Source organism: Vibrio galatheae (assembly GCF_000967545.1).
Classification (GTDB): domain Bacteria; phylum Pseudomonadota; class Gammaproteobacteria; order Enterobacterales; family Vibrionaceae; genus Vibrio; species Vibrio galatheae.
Window position 1 is genome coordinate 221581 of record NZ_JXXV01000007.1, and the last position, 18550, is coordinate 240130.

Below are 18550 nucleotides of genomic sequence, written 5' to 3' on the forward strand. Positions count from 1 at the left end.
GCAGCTAAAGAATGTAAGAATTCCGTGCCGCTCTAAATTGAGCGCCACCAGAAGAAGGATGATGTAGATGTTGAAGCAAATTTCATTCAGACAATCTAACAACAAATATTTTTAAACTCAACTTTCAATAGTGGTTTACTAATACAAACATCTATGTAAAAACACTGTTTTTAAACAGACAAATAGCACGGGCTATATCCAGTGGGTGCGTATTCGGAAATCGCCACTGTTAAGCCGTGACAACATCCACACAGGCGCGGTTAATGTCTTGGTCGATATATGCCATGCCTAATTTGTTGAGATAGTCCATTCGATCGGCGCTGCGAAGGTCAATATCGGGGCCATCAAGGTTGCAATCTTGATAAATCTTAGTCAAATGTGCCATAAATTGTTCACCGATACTCATCATCAATAAGCTCATAGCACCGACATCGGGTTTTATCTTTTCACGCTGCTGATCTGATAGACTAACAGCCAAAACAATCGGCTCTTCATTACCGTCAAAACGAACACTGCGCTCACGAACGGTCTGCTGTGCCCAGTAGTACGCGAGTTGTTTACTTTGGGTTAAAAATACTGGCTCTTCAGACTCGCTGTAGTGGTTGCCTATGGTCGCCATGGTGCTTTGTGCTACTTGGTTGAGGGCTTTGTCGCCAGAGCGTTTGAGTCCTTGGCCTTGAATAGAAGAGAGCAGGGCAGATGACGTGCCGTGATACCAAACATCACCGATTGCAAAGCCATCTGTTGAAAGTAATTCGGTCGCGTCTTGTAGATAGGTAGGAACAGTAGTCATAAGCATCCTCACAAATATTGCAGTGGTCAGTCTAAAAGAAGTAGAGAGCGAGATTGCGTCTTGGGTCGTAATCTCACTCTCTAAAAGGCTAGGTCACTTAATCGAACTGATGAGAAGTGTTTAGCTCGCCAGCTGCTTTCAGTGCGTTTTCACCTGCGAAGTACTCTTTGTGGTCATCGCCGATGTCTGAACCCGACATGTTCTGGTGTTTAACACACGCGATACCTTGGCGGATCTCTTGGCGTTGAACGTTTTTAACGTAGCCCAGCATGCCTTGTTCACCGAAGTACTCTTTGGCTAAGTTGTCGGTAGACAGTGCAGCGGTATGGTACGTTGGCAATGTGATTAGGTGATGGAAGATACCCGCTTCACGTGCTGCATCAGCTTGGAAGGTGCGGATCTTGTCATCAGCGCGTTTGGCTAGTTCCGTCTCGTCATACTCTGCACTCATTAGATTTGCGCGCTCGTATGTTGATACATCTTCACCTTCTTCAACCATTGCATCATAAGCTTGCTGACGGAAGTTCAGTGTCCAGTTGAAAGATGGTGAGTTGTTGTAAACCAATTTAGCGCTCGGGTGAACTTCGCGTACGCCATCCATCATCTCTTTAATTTGACCAATGTGTGGTTTTTCAGTCTCAATCCACAGTAGGTCAGCGCCTGCGTTAATGGCTTCGATACAGTCAAACACGCAGCGATCTTCACCTGTACCTGAGCGGAATTGATACAAACCAGAAGGTAAACGTTTAGGACGTACCAGTTTACCGTCGCGGTTGAAACATACGTCGCCTTGCTTCATATCCGCTACATCGATCTCTTCAACGTCTAAGTAAGAGTTGTAGATATCACCTTGGTCACCAGGCTCTTTTACTACGGCGATTTCTTTGGTCAGACCCGCGCCTTGTGAGTCAGTACGTGCCACGATGATGCCGTTGTCGATGCCTAGCTCTAGGAAGGCATAACGCAGTGCACGTAGCTTGGCGTGGAAATCTGCGTGCGGTACGGTTACTTTGCCGTCTTGGTGGCCACATTGTTTTTCATCGGCTACTTGGTTTTCTATCTGCAAACAACAAGCGCCCGCTTCAATCATTTTCTTCGCCAGCAGGTAAGTGGCTTCTGCGTTACCAAAACCTGCGTCGATATCGGCGATAATTGGCACGACGTGTGTTTGATGGTTATCGATTTGGTCTTGAATTTGGTCTTGAAGTGCAACGTCACCTGCTTCGCGTGCTGCATCGAGTTGGCGGAACAAGCCACCGAGTTCACGTGCATCCGCTTGGCGAAGGAAAGTGTAAAGTTCTTCAATAAGCGCAGGAACTGAGGTTTTTTCATGCATTGATTGATCCGGCAGAGGGCCAAAATCAGAGCGAAGCGCAGCAACCATCCAACCTGAAAGGTAAAGGTAACGACGATCTGTGTTGCCACCAAAATGCTTTTTAATCGAAATCATTTTTTGTTGGCCGATGAAACCATGCCAGCAACCTAAAGATTGCGTGTAGTTAGCGCTGTCTTCGTCATAGGCCGCCATATCAGCACGCATGATATCTGCCGTGTATTGCGCAATATCTAGACCTGTTTTGAATTTGTTTTGAGCACGCATGCGAGCCGCAGATTCAGCATCAATGGCATCCCATGGAGCACCAGCAGCGCGTTTTGCAATTTCGATCTTCTCGATATCTTGAGTAATTTGCGACATAACTGTTCCTTAGTTTCACGTTGGATAGGTTTGGATAAATTGTTGGTCATCTATCAGGGACTTCATGCTCCAAATTGGATGACCTGTTTTCTTTTTGTTGTGGACAAATAGTAGTCACATGTGTGATGATTTTGTTAATTTATAGTTATTATATTCGGTATTTTTTTTATGAATATTGCTCGAATAGACCTTAATTTACTTGTGTATTTAGATATGTTGTTGCGCGAGCGAAACGTTACCAAAGCGGCTAACCAACTGGGTATTACTCAACCTGCGATGAGTAACGGACTACGTCGATTACGCGATCTATTCGAAGACCCGTTACTGGTCAGAACGAGTGAAGGAATGGTTCCGACTGAGCGCGCGTTAAAACTTCAGCCGACGATTCGAAATATCTTAGCCAACGTAGAAAAAACGCTTCAACCGAGCACTGAGTTCAACGCAGAAGACAGTGAGAGATTGTTCCGAATTATGGCCAGTGACTACGCTGAATCGACCTTGATTCAGCCACTGCTAAAACGCTTAAGTGAGATAGCACCCAAAATTCGCTTGGACATCATGACACCCAGTGATGTTAGCTATCAAGATGTAGAACAAGGCAACGTCGATATCATCATCAACCGATTCGACGATATTCCGCAGTCATTTCACCAGATGAGCCTTTGGCACGACGGGTTCTCGTGCCTGTTCCGCTGTGATAATCCAATTGCAGATAAGTTTGACCTGTTTTCCTATCTTCAAGCGCAACATATTTGGGTGAGCAAAACCGGAATGGGGACGGGAGTGGGGATCAATCCGAATCAGGCACAAAAACTCGGTTGGATCGATGATGCATTGATGAAGATTGGCAAAACCCGCAACATCACCGTGTTCACCCGTCACTATTTATCCGCCATTTTATTTGCCCAGCAGAAGAATTTGATTTTGACCATACCGACCAAAGCGGCTCAGTTGCAACGCAATAATCCCAAGTTGCTCATTAAGCCTGCGCCATTTGCGATTGAACCTTTTGAAGTGAAGATGGCATGGAGTCCACTGGTGCAAAGCAACCCAGATCATCAATGGATGCGGCGCTTGATTAAGAGCGTTGCCAACGAGATTGAAAGTGGTGTAACAGAGTAAAATAGAGGTATTTATTTTATTTATGTCGACTATAAGTGGCATAAATTAGCTAAATTTTTATCTGTTACGTAAGTTTATTTAGTAATCATTGGTTAATTTTAGAGAGAGTTTATGAGCGATCGTATTCAACAGGGAAGCTTGAACATTGATAGCACCCTCTACCAATTTGTTAATGAGCAGGCGATTCCGGGAACAGGCATTAGTGCTGAAGACTTTTGGCGCGCTTTTGAATCTATCCTCACGGATCTCGCGCCTAAAAATCGCGCGCTATTAACCAAGCGTGATGATCTACAACATCAAATCGACGTTTGGCACCAAGAAAGAGCAGGTCAGACGTTTGATGCGGCAGAATATAAGCAGTTTTTGCAAGATATCGGCTACCTAGTACCTGAAGGTGACGACTTTGAAGTGACTACGGCTAACGTTGAGCCCGAAATAGCGACGCAAGCAGGGCCGCAACTGGTTGTGCCTATCATGAATGCTCGTTTTGCACTCAATGCAGCGAATGCGCGCTGGGGAAGCCTCTACGATGCGCTGTACGGAACTGATGTGATTAGCGAAAGCGAAGGCGCAGAGAAAGGGGGAAGTTTTAACCCAGTACGTGGCGAAAAAGTCGTAGCCTATGCGCGTGCATTTCTTGATGAAGCCGCTCCGTTGCATGGCGCCTCTCACAAAGAGGTGACGCAATACAGCATCAGCAATGTCAGCATTGGCAATACCCTAATTGCGACCCTTGCCAATGGGGAAGAAGTGACGCTTGTCTCCAGTGATCAGTTCATTGGCTTTCAGGGCGATGCTAATGCTCCATCTTGCATTCTATTAAAGAACAACAACTTACATATAGAGATTCAAATTGACCCGACCGCGCCTATTGGCAAAGTAGATAGCGCAGGTATCAAAGATGTGCTGGTGGAAGCCGCATTAACCACCATCATGGACTGCGAAGACTCTGTCGCTGCGGTGGATGGTGAAGACAAAACCCTGGCTTATCGAAACTGGCTTGGTTTAATGCAAGGCGATCTGCAAGAGTCTCTCGAAAAGAATGGTAAAACTCTAGTACGCCGTCTCAATCCAGATCGCCACTACACCAGCGTTTCGGGTGGAGAAATTACGTTAAAAGGCCGCAGCATGCTGTTTATCCGTAATGTCGGCCACTTAATGACTAACCCGGCGATTATTGACGCGGAAGGTAATGAAGTGCCAGAAGGTATTATGGATGGCATGATCACTTCGTTGATCGCTCTGCATGATTTAAAAGGCAATAGTCCGTTCCAAAACTCGACGGCGAAAAGCATCAATATTGTAAAACCTAAGATGCATGGTCCTGAGGAAGTGGCGTTTACCAACGAGCTGTTCACACGTATTGAAGATGCGTTAGGTTTAGAGAGATACACGATAAAAGTTGGCATTATGGATGAGGAACGTCGTACCTCAGTTAACTTGAAAGAGTGTATTCGTGCAGTAAAAGACCGAGTTGTGTTTATCAATACTGGATTCTTAGACAGAACGGGAGATGAAATTCACACCAGTATGGAAGCGGGCCCTTTTGCCCCTAAAGCACAGCTTAAAACCATGACGTGGATTGGTGCATACGAAGACCAAAACGTCGATCTTGGTTTGGCTTGTGGCCTACAAGGTAAGGCGCAAATTGGTAAAGGTATGTGGCCAGAGCCCGATAATATGGCAAAGATGATGGCCGCGAAAATTGGTCATCCTCAGGCAGGCGCAAACACGGCATGGGTGCCGTCACCCACAGCGGCAACATTGCATGCACTGCATTACCATCAAGTGAATGTTCAAAGTCGTCAAAAAGAGCTTCGTCAACGCATGCGCGCCAACGTCGATGACATCTTGACGATTCCGCTGTTAGGTAAGCAAAAGCTATCACCCGAACAGATTCAAAGTGAACTTGATAACAACACTCAAGGCATTCTTGGCTATGTAGTGCGTTGGATTGATCAAGGCGTAGGGTGTTCTAAAGTGCCTGACATCAACGATGTTGGCTTGATGGAAGACCGAGCAACATTGCGTATTTCTAGCCAGCACATTGCCAACTGGATTCGCCATGGTGTGTGTGATGAGCGTCAGGTGATGAACACCATGCAACGTATGGCGGCCGTTGTTGATCAGCAAAACTCGGGCGATCCAAATTACACCAACATGGCACCTAACTTTGAGCAGAGTATAGCTTTTTCAGCGGCTTGTCAGTTGGTGTTTGAAGGCTGCGCTCAACCCAATGGTTACACCGAGCCAGTGCTTCACGCTATGCGCTTGAAGCTAAAAGCATAACTAAACGATCAATTATAAAAGAAGTACCCCTGTTATTACCGAGCCCAAGGTACCGCGCTGTAACAGCGCGGTTTTTTTTGCTTGGTATCAGACACATTGTCCGCGCAATATGGGGAATTTAGGACATAAAAAAACAGCAGACCTGAGTCTGCTGTTTTTAATCAATGTTAGCTTGAGCGACTTGATTACTCTGGTTGCTCAGCTAATTTTTTCTCTTGTTGTACTTTGTACACTTTACCTGCGTTGAAGCGCTCTAGGTAATCCGCTAGGTCACGTTTCACTTCAGGAACAAGGATGTAAAGACCAACAATGTTCACTAGCGCCATTGCGAAGATCATCGCATCTGAGAAGTCGATAACTGGGCCTAGGTTCATCGCCGCACCGATAACAACAAAGACACAGAATTTCACTTTGAAGATCAGCTCTGCTGTTTTGCTTTCACCGAATAGGTAAGTCCAAGCCTTCAGACCGTAGTAAGACCAAGAGATCATAGTTGAGAATGCGAACAGAACAACAGCAATCGCAAGGATGTATGGGAACCAGCTGATTGCGCTACCAAATGCCGCTGAAGTCAGTTCAACACCGGCTAGGCCAGTATCCGTGTCTAGGTAACCGGTAATGATGATAACAAGAGCGGTCATCGTACAGATAACAACAGTATCGATAAACGGTTCTAGTAGAGACACAAAACCTTCAGACATTGGCTCTTTAGTTTTAACCGCTGAGTGCGCAATTGCCGCAGAACCAACACCGGCTTCGTTCGAGAACGCAGCACGTTTAAAGCCTTGGATAAGAACACCAATCACACCACCAGCAATACCTTCGCCAGTAAATGCGCCGTTGAAGATTGCGTAGAACGCATCGTCAATACGGTCAAAGTTCATTAGGATAATGATAAGCGCTGCACCAACATAGATTGTTGCCATGAATGGAACAACTTTCTCAGTTACTTTAGCGATTGATTTGATACCACCGATGATGACGATACCAACGATCACAGCGAGGATTAGGCCAAATAGCCAACCTTTGTCTGCGAAGAAAGAAGCATCACCGCCTGTTACGCCTACTACCTGTTTGAACGCTTGGTTAGCTTGGAACATGTTACCGCCACCAAGAGAACCACCAATCGCAAACACAGAGAAGAGTACCGCGAGTGTACGACCAAACGCTGCGTTACCGCGATTCGCCAGACCTTTGCTTAGGTAGTACATTGGACCACCAGACACCGAACCATCTGGGTTAGTGTTACGGTATTTAACACCAAGCGCACACTCTACGAACTTGCTCGACATACCAAGTAAGCCTGCAAGAATCATCCAGAACGTTGCACCTGCACCACCGATAGAAACGGCGACAGCCACACCAGCGATGTTACCCAGACCAACCGTACCTGAAAGTGCTGTGGTCAGAGCTTGGAAGTGAGAAACCTCACCCTCTTCTTTTGCTTTAGGATCAGAGAACTTACCTGAAACTAGTTCTACCGCATGCTTGAAGCCACGGAAGTTAATGAAGCCCAAGTAGAAAGTAAAGAAGCTAGCGGCAACCACTAACCAAAGAACAATCCACGGTACCTGTACGTCTGTAAAAGGGAAAGGAATAGTCGAGAAGATCATTCCTACAAAAGGGTTGACGATAGGTGCAACGACTTCGTTGATTTTGTCATCCAAACTGGATGCTGCAGCGCTACCTGCAAATAGACTCGCCAAAACGGCTAGCGAAATACGCTTTGTCATGCTTTTCCTGCCTGTGAATAGGTGTTTATATGAATAATATTTATATGATGTTGTGTTTTGTTACATTTGTGTAACCTTGTTTATTATTCATTTTATAAATACCTAAGCAACATCTTTGACGGAAAATTTGATCTAGCAAACAATTCTGATTTTCGCTGACTTTAAAGTGTTATTTTGAACTTATTAACTAGTTTTGGTGTGATGGTTGGTTTTAATGCGATGTTTTAATTGATGAAGATGGTCATATGTCTGGCAATTTTTCCTGATATATAAAACTGTGCGATTACGAAATGACCAGTAAAACATGACGAAGAATTGAATTTTTGTAGACTAAACGGTGGTTATTTGTTCAACGCAAATATTTATACACACTAAAGAAGTCTGATTTTTGTTCATCTGCTGCTGATGTCACTTGTCTGTCATAATCGGCCATTAAGTTATGCGACCAGAAATGCCATTTGATTGATATAAGTCGAATGGTTGAGTTGCCTAGCAAAAGCAGAACAGACGAAAATGACAAGAAAAGCCCACAACTTAGATGAAGTGATCATTAGTGAGTTGCAAAGCAACGGCTATATAAAAAGCGAAGCGGAAGCCTTCTTAAAAAAGAATGTCTACAAACTCAACAAGCAGGAAATCGAAACCATTAAAAATTACGCCGAGCATTTTGGTTTGAATGCCAAAGAGAGAATCATTGAAGATATCTTAGAATTGCGCCGAGAAGCGCTGATGTTGAAGCTGGTGTCAGAGGCTCCAATAGCGTAGTGGGAGTGCTCTGATTTACTTCTAAAATTATAGCGACAGTTCATTCTCTGTTATCTCGGTTTGACATCATTGCAAGCGGAGCCTCCATACTCTAGATAAAGGCAGATACGTTCTCTTTTGCTTTGTTGTATAGAGTTTTGTAATTTTTAATGTTTTTTTCATGCTCTGACATTTGTGCATCCACTACATGGTGGCAATTTGTGAGTAAGTTAAACATTTCACGGTAGTTCTCAATATCAATTTTATTGGCAGCTAGAAATTTTATGATTGCTAAGCTAACTTTCGAAGAGTTTGGCATCAACTTTTTTAAATTTGTATACTGTTCTAAGTAAAGATTGTGCTTTTTAGCATTATCGGTATTATAATTTTTTATTATAGATTTTGCTTTATTTATTTTGTTTTTCTTTTCTATGATGTAATAATTGAAATTAGTTAACATTATTTCTTGAATTTTTCTTATATATAAATCACTTTCATTTTCTATGGCTGATTTTGCTTTGTTTATGATGGTCGGTATTTCTTTGAATATAGATAATTCATCTAGTAGAAACGCCCAGTGGAAGTAATCATAATAGTGTAATCCTTCAGTGTTATCTAAATTTGTTATTAAACCAGTAGCACCTGATATATCCTTGGTAAGTAACTTTATATGTGCCTGAATTAGTGTGTTTTGGATGTTCATGTTTTTGCAGTTTTCAAGTAGGTTCATTTGTTTATCAATTAGATGAAGCTTAGACTTAAAAACTTTTGGGTTGATATTGTAGTCAAACTGTAAAAGAAAATGTCGTATGTAATTTAAGTTATTGTATTCATTATTTCTAAATGTATATTCATTTTTATCAGAATATATTTTCATATATTCAAATGCTGACTCGTAATCATGTATAACTAAATACAACTTTGATATCAGTAACTCTCTATCAGTACCTATTTCAAGTAATCTTGTGGCTTGTTTTAGATGGTAAATAGAGTTTTCTATATCATTTTTATTTATATAATATGCTGCCATTCCGTCGTGAAAATAAGGATTGTTATTTTTGTTGGAAATTGTATTTAGTATTTCTTTAGCTTCTGTGCTTTTGTCTTGTTCAATTAGTACTTTATATAAAGATAGTTTTAAAACATCGTTATCATAATTTTCAATAAGATGTTTGTATTGATTTTCTGACGAATGAAATTCTTTCATTGCCGCTAAACATTGCGCCTTAAGGGTTCCAATTAAACGTGTGTATTGTGAGTGAAAAGGTAATAGTTCATCGCATTCCTGTATCGCCTTAGTATAGTCCTCCGAACGTATAGAAGAGTATATCGTAGACAATGATTTTTTACGTTTTAGTCCAGATGTTAGCCGTTTTGACAAGAATGGTTTGTTGAAAGGTTTTAACCAATAATCATCAGGATTGCTGTCTATAATAGTTCTAACTATTTGAGGCTGGTTCTCTCCAGTCAGAAACACAAAAAAAGCGTCACTCTTTAATAATTTTAAGTGTTTTAGTTCCTCAAGCAGCTGGTAGCCATTAATTTGGCTGTTGAAGTTAACATCGCAGATAACAATATCAAACGAAGTCTGTTTACACTGATTTATAACCTCTTTAGGCCGATATACGCATGTAATATCGTTGAAGCCAATTTCCCTCAATATCAGTACAATAGAGCTACAAACTAGCCTAGAGTCATCTGCGACTAGAACTTTAAGTTCTGAACATTTTAAAGTGTTCATGCATTGACCTCGTTATGATCTTTTAGCCAAGCTTTCATCACTCGAATACTCTCTTCGATTATCTTGGACAATTGAATGCACTCATGCCTATGCCTTGGCCAGTTGGTACGACAAAGCTCTGAATCAATAGCACCTATCATTTGATTGACTGCGTCGGCTAACGCCATGTGGCCGATCATAGCCAGTCCACCTTTTATTTTATGCAATTGATTGCGAGTTGAGTCTGGTGTTTGATGTGCAATGGCGGTGATTAAAGTATCGAGGTCTTCTTCCATTGAATCTACGTAACAGTTGGCTATCATTTTCTGAGATGCAGAGTCATAGTTTTCTAACCAGAATAAATGGTCGAGTGAGCTGATGTCATCTATGTAACTTGTCATTAGTCATACCTATTATTCTTATCTAAATAAAGATTCTCATCGGCTAAAATGAGGGCTTGTTCTAGGTCGTCAGACGGAGATTTAAATGCGACACCAACACTTACGTTGACTTCTATATTGGCGTATTTAAGCTTTTTGCTTGGTACATGGTTTTTAAGCTGCTCTTTTAACTCAAATGCACGTGACGAAGTGCAGTCGGGTAAAATTGCGACAAACTCATCCCCCCCCAAACGCACCAGAAAATCATTTTCTCGGAAAGTGACTTTCATCGAATTGGCAATATGTTTGATGGCTTCATCACCAATGTGATGCCCGTACTCATCATTTATTTTTTTTAGTTTGTTCCCATCAATTGCTATTATCGCTAATGTTTTATCATGAGTTCTTTTCAGGAATTTAGAAGAATTAAACACTTTGCGATTATATAATCCTGTAACATCGTCACGCTGAGAATCTTCATAGATTTTATGGAAGTTAACTTTGGTGTGGCGCAATCTTTGATAGTGATTCATAAGTAGGAAACATACAATCCATACAAAATAAAATACCCAGATTGTTTCCAATAAAGGTTTGCTAATTGGGTAGTTATATACCAAAATAGTTTTATTATCGATAACGTAATTAGATCGAAACCCTAATTCTGATAGAGGGTATTGTGGATAATTTATTGAGATATAGTTCATATCTCCTATATCACCCGATCTAAATGTAGCCTTGTTGTCAAAATAATTCCCCGATATATATAAATCTGAGCTTAGGTCTCCGATTATATTATAGCTATCAAAGATTGGACTTGAAAGAGTAACGGTTGGTAACTCAGATATCATATCTGTATATACTCTTGATACGACGACTCCATCAGAAATCTGGTCTTTTGTGGAGAATTTTGAGCATAATTTATATTTCAAACAGCGTTCGTCGTGGTGTGCTTCGTCAGCTAATGTTACATTTCCAACATCATTGAAAAAGATAAGTTTTCTATTATCTGAATACGACTGCAAATATATAGATGAGTCAGTATTAAACAAGTATCTATTTGACTGTCTAAATGAATACATAGTTGACAGGGTGATTAGTTTTTCAGTCGGATTTAGTTCTTTTTCTTTTCCCTTTATAGGGTATATATACGTGTTTAGTTTTGGTTTTTCTGTATCTGAAAACATGTGGTTTAAATTGCTTCTATCCACTTTTAAGATGGTATTTATAAACAAAGTGGTATAGGTTAAAAGTTGTTTCTGGCTCTCTACTTTGTCCGTTACCATTTTGAATTGTGATTTGTTTTTTTCTAATTCTAGGTAAGAGTATGAAAATAATATTGCCCAGTATGTAAAAAACGCAATCATCAATGATTTTATTATCAAGTTGGCACGATTTAATTTTATTTTTTTCATAATGTTGATGCTTTATTTAACTCTATTATATTATTGACGCCATATTTATCCAAAAGACGTCTTTTATAGGTGCTCACAGTTTTGTCGCTAATAGATAAAATATGAGCAATCTCTTTGTTTGTTTTTCCTTGCAATAAATAGTTCATCACCATTGCCTCTCGATTTGAAAGCTCGACTTTTTCTCGATCAAGGTTTGGGGATGGTTTAAATTTGAAAAAGGTATAGCCGTTTGAAATCCCTTCTACAGCATCGCGTAGTATTCGCGGATGTTCCGACTTGCACACATAACCGTCTGCACCCGCTTTAAAAGCCATATCACTATATAAAGGGCTTTCTTCCGCGGAGTAGAATAGAACCTTACCTGAATAATCATGAGATCTAATTCTTCGATAAAAATCATACCCATCGACATCATTAAGATTGATGTCCAAAATGAGCAAGTTAATCACTCCTGACCTAATAGCTTGTAGTGCCTGTTTGGTGTTGTGTGCTACCGATATGCTTTGGATACAATCTACTTTGGATAAAGTTTCACGGATTGCGATACCGACTAAGGGGTGGTCGTCAAAAACTAAACAATGTAAGTTACTCATTTTATTGGCCTAGAAACGTTTTCATTTCCGACACAGGAATGGGTTTGCTAATCAAATAACCTTGGAGTACGTTCACGTTAAGTTGATGTAATATGTCTTTACTCGCTTCTGTCTCTATCCCCTCTGCGACTACGTTAATGCTAAAATCTCGTGCTAAATTGCAGATTAAAGTGACGATACGCTGTTTCTTCTCATCATCTTCAATTCCATATACAAAACTTCGGTCAATTTTTATTTCGTTAAACGGAAATGCATAGAGGTTCTCTAACGACGAATAGCCAGTACCAAAATCATCAATTGATACATTGATATGGTTGACTCTAAGCTTCGCGAGATTTTTATAGAGCGAACGACTTTTCCTATATGAGTATTCTTCGGTAATCTCGATAGTGAGTCTATTTGGGTCAATACTATATTGACGGCACATTTTCATTACTTGGTCAGCAAAGTCAGGGTTTTCTAAGTTTGCTTGGTCTGCATTGACTGACACTTTGTACGGTAATAGTCCTTTTTGCATGTCTGATAACGCATTTTCCAAGACGGTTTCAAATAGCTCATTGGAGAGCTGACAGCTCTGGACTATAGGTAAAAACGAGTTCGGAAACAGGACGCCATGTGAAGGATGTAGCCAGCGAACCAAAGCTTCTACTCCGATCACTTCTCCGGTTTTAATGCAGATTTGAGGCTGATAATAGTTACAAATTTGCCCATCCGCTAAAGCGTATAAAAATGCTGCATCATTAACCTTAAATGCGGGAGCTGCGGTTTTATGGCTTTTTACCTGCTGAGGCGTAAACAGTGAATTGATCTCATCCACCACAAATGGTTTGTTAATTTGTGCTATCAAGTTGAAGCTAAAGCCACGACACATCTCCCTCACCGTCGACAAAACGGGTTGATCTAGTCCACTGATGATCGCGACATTCCCATTAAAATCTTTCTCATTTAACAATTCCAGCATATCAATGCCGTCGTGTTCTGGCATGCTTAGGTCACAAAGAATAAGATGATATTGGTTCTTATCAAGTGCTTGCGTAGCTTCATTCACAGAAGTAAAACTGTGTACTTCTGTCACGCCTAATTCACGTAGCGTGCACTCAAGCATTCTCAAATGTAGGGGATGATCGTCAATGAGCATCACGTTGATATTTTTATTCATTGATAAGCTCTCCAATGTTTTACGGCATCTATTTCTTTAGTGAGTTGTTCGATTAAAAATTGCACCTTTTCTGGAAAAGTTTTAGGTGTAGCCTTCTCGATGCTTTGGCAATCATTAACGAGTGATGTTAGCCCGACTGCTGCTAATCCTCCTTTTATGTAATGAATGGCTTGCCGCTGGTCGTTGTCGTCGCTACTCGCTCTGAGCTTGTTTAGATCTTGGCTCATCGTAGATATAAACAACTCCGAAAACTCTAGTCTCTGCTCATTTGTAAAAGGTTCTAGCCAGCCCGGTACTACGGGGGTGGCGGTGTTAAATTTAGCCGGCGTTAAGTAGTTACTAAGCACTGCATACAGATCAAGCATGCTATATGGTTTACACAACACTTTGTCTAAACCACTACGGCTCGCTAGATCATGAGCGACTCGCGAGTCTTCCGCCGTAAGGCCGATGACAGGCAAGCTAGATAGTGATTCGTCTTGGCGAATATGCCGTGTCAGCTCAAACCCATCCATGATTGGCATATGGAAGTCAGTGAGTAGAGCATTAAAGTCAGTGTTGCTACGTAAGTAGTTCAATGCCTGCTGGCCGTTATCGACAATTGTTGCCTCAACGCCCAGTTCGGAGAGTTGCATAGCAATTATGTTCTGGTTGATGAGGTTGTCTTCAGCGACCAGAACCTTTCCACGTAAGGGAAGTGTTTGGGGTGTTCCTGCATGATTTTTATCAACACTTATAACTGCGACCTCTTCGCTTGCTCTATTTGAAGAGCCAAGTTTTGACAAGGCACTATGAACCAAGTGAGGGTAGCGGTATTGCACTGCGCTCATCTCATATAAATTGTCTTTGGAAGTTCGGATCGCGAGCGTTTGCTCATCTAACATCAGCAGACTTGCGTTGTCGTTGCTCGGCGTCAACCCCCACACTCGACACCATTGAGCTAGCCATGTTGGAAGGTTCTCGCTATACGTCGCGTTTTCTATTGCCGCGCCATGAAAAGGACTGACTTCAATCGGTAGCTGTACGCGGAAAACACTCCCAACGTTAAGGATGCTGTCTAAGACGAGTGTGCCACCCATGCAAGTTACTAGTTTGTCCACAATGCTTAAACCAAGGCCAGTGCCACCAAATTGTCGTGTCACACCGTTATCTGCTTGTGTGAAAGGGTTCAATACTTTGTCAATTTGCTCAGGTGTCATTCCGATGCCACTGTCCGAGATGGTCATGGACAAAGCCTGACCACTTACTGACATTTCAACTTTTATGAATCCACTTGACGTAAATTTGATGGCGTTCGACATTAGGTTATTAATGATTTGCACTAAGCGGACATCGTCAATGACAGCATGATGCTGAGAAAATGGGGCTATATCGACAATATAATCTAGCTCTTTGGCTCGAATCGCTCCTTCAAAGGAACGTATAGCTGTGCCTACTGTTTCCAATAGGTCAGTCTCCACCGGGTTAATACTCAACTGATCTGAATGTAATTTGGAAAAGTCGAGGACCTCATCCACGAGTTTATTCAAGTGTCTGGTTGATTGTTTTGCTTGATCAATAAGTTCAAGTACTTCGCTTTCTAGAGGTCTTAGGTGCATGAGCTCCAACAACCCCTGAACTGCCGCGATAGGTGTGCGTAACTCGTGACTCATAGTGGCAAGAAATCGCTCGCGTGAGACAACCGCTTCTTGAGCGCTCTCTTGTGCCTTTGTTAGTTCCGCTTCTCTAGTTTTGTGCTCCGTAATATCGTTAAGAATGGTTAAGACAAAACGATTTGATGAGCGAGGTGAAGAAATCGCTTTCCGTTGGCGAAAAATGTGTGAAACAGATAATCGGCAGTCTTGCACTTGATGAAAGTCTGCAATTGTTTGCCCACTGAGTACTCGAACGACTTCTTGTTTGTTGTCAACGAGAGGCGAACGAGCACTTCGGCTTGCCACACTACAACCACTGCAGTCCCCATTTTTAAAATGAGCGCAATTGCTCAGTACCATTTGGTTTTGACTGTCATGAATGAACACCCAACTGTCGAGCTCGGAGATAATGTTTTTGAGCCACTCTTTTTCGTTCTCTTCTTGATTAGCATTAGCTTCTGCGAGCCCGACTTTCAGCTTGAGGTTCGACACGATAAAATAAGACAATGCACAGCCAAGAAGCATTAATATTAATACTGCGGCAGCTATGGTTATGACTTGTTTGTCGTCATACCCATGGATGAAATTAATTTGGCGATAACTTCGCATTAGCTTATTCATCTCATTCACATCCAAAGTAGTAAAGATGCTATCGAGAAGGGTTTTCAACTTAGGTGAGTTTTTCACTGCCAAAGCCAGATTGATCTTAAGAGGCTCGTATCCATTCATGTCTAACCCTCCTAAGTCATTGCGTACCACTAGAGTGTGTGCAATATCTTCAGGTACATAGGCAAACTTAACGGCTCCACGTTTTAAATCGGTAAGCAGTTCTTTAATGGTTTCATACTGTTTAATTTTACTATCTCGCCAGCCAGTTAAATGAACAAAACCTTGATGCTCACTACTTGTAAACAGGCCAATAGTGTCGACTTTAGTATTTGCACTTGTGCTATCTTCGTCACGTGATAGCGCGACATAGTTAATAGTTAGAAAAGGACGAGTTAGCTGCCATTTCTCAATTTTTTCATACTCGGTATAAGCCACAGGGACTAAATCGGTGTTATAAGACGATAGCTGGTTGTTATTGGTATTTGGCTTTACGTGTTGAAATTCCAACCCGGTTCGAGATTTCAGCAATTGAAAGAAATCTTTGAGAAAACCTTCAATCTGACCATTTTGTCCAATGTAGGAAAATGGATAAGCGTCAACGGCGGCACTGTAGGTAACTGATTGGTGATATTCGTCTGCTGCCTGGTAATCATTAAGCTTCAGTTCTACCGTATGGTATAGGTTATCAGACGCGATCGAACGTATATTGCTTCCTTTTGATTCTAAGTCGAGAACTTGGTTTATTTTATCTACTAGTGGAGCGTATCGCTGCGTTGTAATGAGTCGAACCTCCTCATTTTTCACCCACTTTGGCGTAGATAGGGTACCTTTGACAATATCTTGGCTATCTAGAAATTTGTTAAGCACGACGAAATTGGAGATAACGGCATCGCTGTCTCCAGATAGGACGGACTCGGTCGCTTGTGATAAGTTTTTGGCGTAGAAAATATTGCTTATGCCAAAGCTAGTTAGTTGTTCGCAATAAGATGTCCCTTCCACACATGCCCAAGTTAGGTTTTTTGCCCCTTTTTCTTCCATATATTTGTCTGCATACCACACGGAAACGTTACTGGTAAAAAATGGGTTTGAGAAAATAAACTTGCTTTCCCTTGCAGACGTTTTACTAAAGCCTACGGCACCCACGACCTCACCCAATTCAACGCCTTTTAGTAGAGCGGACACCGTAGGGTAGGCTTTGAGGCTTACTTCGAAATCGAGGACATTGCCGATATTTACTAGGTAGTCATGATTGATACGAAAGAATGCATCACCCATATCCACTGATGTGTCACTATTAGTCGTATCCGTAACGGTGCCAAAGACTAGTGTCGAGTTCTTTTCATGTTCAGATACATTCAGACGGCTATTACTAGCATATGCATTGTCAACGTTATTGAGTGACAAAAACGTTAAGCATAGAGTGATAAAAACGATGTATCGTATTTGAAATTTTCGAGTCATGACACCTTCCTAATATATTGAATGTAGATCCTATGCATAATGTGATAGATGTCAATTTCTAGCTCTGGTTGTGGATTTTTTAAATATTTGATTTTAAAGATTATTTTTGTTTTTTGTAGGGAGTTTCTTACACAAAATAGAGAAGAGTTCGTCGTTATTTCTGTCAGATTTAAGATGGAACCTGAGGCTAAAATATTTATCTCACGAGGCTTTTATGTGACGCTTGTTAATACCTGGATGTAACCTCGGCGTTATAGTAGTGTTATTTTATAGTTTATGAATATAACGGTCGGTTATTGTGAGATCTGATCTCGATCTTAATTTACTTCAAGTAATACTGTTGCTTGCTCGACATAAACAACTCAAAGCGGTTGCTCAGGAGTTAGACAAAACTGAAAGTGCTATTAGTAAAAACTTGTCTAAGTTGAGAGAGCAGTTAGGCGATCCTCTTTTTGTAAGAGGTTCCCATGAATTGGAGCCTACGTCTTTTACTCTAAGAATCTTGCCTGGCATTGAACGCGGGCTGGAGGTGATAAAGCAGTCTATTGAGGGAACGGAATTTGATCCTGTCTGCTATGACAAGCCTATAAAATTGGCAATACCTAGTGTTGTTCAATATCTCATAGGGAAGTCGCTCCTGATTGACCTATTGTCCACGTTTCCAAATGCAACAATAGAATTTATGAACTGGAATGACAGTTCAGCCAAGCTAATTTCGGAAGGTACAGTGGAAATGGGCGTCCAGTATTTTAATGAGGATTTATCTAAGAGCCTTTTTCAGCAAACTTTAGGCCAGTGCAAGGCAAGTATTGTTTGCGCCAAACGTTACTCACATAGAACATTAGAACAGCTTTTTGCAATGCCGTTTGTGATGATGGAAGTGAAGGGGTGGAGGCATTCTCAGGCAGCAATTAGTGTTCAGTTGGAAAAGTACGGTATTCAGGTCGATAAAATAGTGACTGTTGATGAGATGAGCTGCTTATTTGAGATGCTGGAAGAACTAGAGTACGCCGCTTTTCTTCCTAACTTAGCGTCGTTGTCACAGCGAGAATACCTGTCTGTGAAGGATATCCCCAGTGAGATGATGGGTGAAGGGCTGCCCAATGTTGTATCCGTGTCTCGTCTTACACACCGAAACAGTCCCCTGCATAAACTGCTTTACGAAAAACTGAAGCAACACCTTTTTTAGCCATTATCTCTGCCTC

General features: G+C 41.5%; 13 protein-coding genes. 4 read left to right on the forward strand and 9 right to left on the reverse strand.

The features are described 5' to 3' along the window. Positions 1-229: 229 nt before the first annotated feature. Together TW81_RS03755 and TW81_RS03760 are read right to left on the reverse strand one after the other, a co-directional pair. Positions 230-793, reverse strand: a complete 564-nt coding sequence (locus tag TW81_RS03755) for a hypothetical protein (RefSeq protein WP_084715796.1) — start codon at positions 791-793, stop codon at positions 230-232. 97 nt (positions 794-890) lie between these two features. Further along, positions 891-2489: an isocitrate lyase gene (locus TW81_RS03760; protein WP_045954391.1), complete on the reverse strand. Its 1599-nt coding sequence runs from the start codon at positions 2487-2489 to the stop codon at positions 891-893. Between the two features lie 168 nt (positions 2490-2657). Here TW81_RS03760 and TW81_RS03765 point away from each other — a divergent pair, with 168 nt between their 5' ends. Beyond that, a complete protein-coding gene (locus TW81_RS03765; protein WP_045954392.1) occupies positions 2658-3611 on the forward strand; it encodes a LysR family transcriptional regulator in 954 nt (317 codons plus the stop codon). A gap of 111 nt (positions 3612-3722) precedes the next feature. Then, positions 3723-5900, forward strand: a complete 2178-nt coding sequence (locus TW81_RS03770) for a malate synthase G (protein ID WP_045954393.1) — start codon at positions 3723-3725, stop codon at positions 5898-5900. Between the two features lie 185 nt (positions 5901-6085). Here TW81_RS03770 and TW81_RS03775 read toward each other — a convergent pair whose 3' ends face one another. Next, on the reverse strand, positions 6086-7633 hold the full coding sequence (locus TW81_RS03775) for an alanine/glycine:cation symporter family protein (RefSeq protein ID WP_045954394.1): 1548 nt from the start codon (positions 7631-7633) through the stop codon (positions 6086-6088). 513 nt (positions 7634-8146) lie between these two features. On the opposite strand from TW81_RS03775, the gene TW81_RS03780 reads away from it, so the two are divergent. Beyond that, positions 8147-8398 (forward strand): hypothetical protein, encoded by a 252-nt coding sequence (locus tag TW81_RS03780; RefSeq protein WP_045954395.1) that lies wholly within the window; start codon positions 8147-8149, stop codon positions 8396-8398. A gap of 91 nt (positions 8399-8489) precedes the next feature. Here TW81_RS03780 and TW81_RS03785 read toward each other — a convergent pair whose 3' ends face one another. The 6 genes from TW81_RS03785 to TW81_RS03810 are packed head-to-tail and all read right to left on the reverse strand — an operon-like array spanning position 8490 to position 17345. After that, the gene (locus tag TW81_RS03785; RefSeq protein WP_045954396.1) at positions 8490-10118 is read right to left on the reverse strand and encodes a response regulator; all 1629 of its coding nucleotides are present in this window, start codon (positions 10116-10118) and stop codon (positions 8490-8492) included. Further along, the gene (locus TW81_RS03790) at positions 10115-10498 is read right to left on the reverse strand and encodes an Hpt domain-containing protein (RefSeq protein WP_045954397.1); all 384 of its coding nucleotides are present in this window, start codon (positions 10496-10498) and stop codon (positions 10115-10117) included. Before TW81_RS03790 ends, TW81_RS03785 begins: the two co-directional genes overlap by 4 nt. After that, positions 10498-11889, reverse strand: a complete 1392-nt coding sequence (locus TW81_RS03795) for a GGDEF domain-containing protein (RefSeq protein ID WP_045954398.1) — start codon at positions 11887-11889, stop codon at positions 10498-10500. The genes TW81_RS03790 and TW81_RS03795 overlap by 1 nt, the downstream gene beginning before the upstream one ends. Next, on the reverse strand, positions 11886-12482 hold the full coding sequence (locus TW81_RS03800) for a response regulator transcription factor (RefSeq protein ID WP_045954399.1): 597 nt from the start codon (positions 12480-12482) through the stop codon (positions 11886-11888). The genes TW81_RS03795 and TW81_RS03800 overlap by 4 nt, the downstream gene beginning before the upstream one ends. 1 nt (position 12483) lies before the next feature. Continuing rightward, positions 12484-13641, reverse strand: a complete 1158-nt coding sequence (locus TW81_RS03805) for an EAL domain-containing response regulator (protein WP_045954400.1) — start codon at positions 13639-13641, stop codon at positions 12484-12486. Then, positions 13638-17345, reverse strand: a complete 3708-nt coding sequence (locus TW81_RS03810; RefSeq protein ID WP_045954401.1) for an ATP-binding protein — start codon at positions 17343-17345, stop codon at positions 13638-13640. Before TW81_RS03810 ends, TW81_RS03805 begins: the two co-directional genes overlap by 4 nt. 298 nt (positions 17346-17643) lie before the next feature. Between TW81_RS03810 and TW81_RS03815 the strand changes: the two genes are divergently transcribed. Next, positions 17644-18534 (forward strand): LysR family transcriptional regulator, encoded by an 891-nt coding sequence (locus TW81_RS03815; protein ID WP_045954402.1) that lies wholly within the window; start codon positions 17644-17646, stop codon positions 18532-18534. Positions 18535-18550 lie beyond the last annotated feature (16 nt).

Excerpts from the sequence above, each read along its gene's own strand:
- TW81_RS03805 (WP_045954400.1), bottom strand. The coding sequence starts at position 13,641 with ATGAATAAAAATATCAACGTGATGCTCATTGACGATCATCCCCTACAT.
- TW81_RS03785 (WP_045954396.1), bottom strand. The coding sequence starts at position 10,118 with ATGAACACTTTAAAATGTTCAGAACTTAAAGTTCTAGTCGCAGATGAC.
- TW81_RS03765 (WP_045954392.1), top strand. The coding sequence starts at position 2,658 with ATGAATATTGCTCGAATAGACCTTAATTTACTTGTGTATTTAGATATG.
- TW81_RS03775 (WP_045954394.1), bottom strand. The coding sequence starts at position 7,633 with ATGACAAAGCGTATTTCGCTAGCCGTTTTGGCGAGTCTATTTGCAGGT.
- TW81_RS03795 (WP_045954398.1), bottom strand. The coding sequence starts at position 11,889 with ATGAAAAAAATAAAATTAAATCGTGCCAACTTGATAATAAAATCATTG.
- TW81_RS03790 (WP_045954397.1), bottom strand. The coding sequence starts at position 10,498 with ATGACAAGTTACATAGATGACATCAGCTCACTCGACCATTTATTCTGG.
- TW81_RS03800 (WP_045954399.1), bottom strand. The coding sequence starts at position 12,482 with ATGAGTAACTTACATTGTTTAGTTTTTGACGACCACCCCTTAGTCGGT.
- TW81_RS03810 (WP_045954401.1), bottom strand. The coding sequence starts at position 17,345 with ATGACTCGAAAATTTCAAATACGATACATCGTTTTTATCACTCTATGC.
- TW81_RS03755 (WP_084715796.1), bottom strand. The coding sequence starts at position 793 with ATGACTACTGTTCCTACCTATCTACAAGACGCGACCGAATTACTTTCA.
- TW81_RS03770 (WP_045954393.1), top strand. The coding sequence starts at position 3,723 with ATGAGCGATCGTATTCAACAGGGAAGCTTGAACATTGATAGCACCCTC.
- TW81_RS03760 (WP_045954391.1), bottom strand. The coding sequence starts at position 2,489 with ATGTCGCAAATTACTCAAGATATCGAGAAGATCGAAATTGCAAAACGC.
- TW81_RS03780 (WP_045954395.1), top strand. The coding sequence starts at position 8,147 with ATGACAAGAAAAGCCCACAACTTAGATGAAGTGATCATTAGTGAGTTG.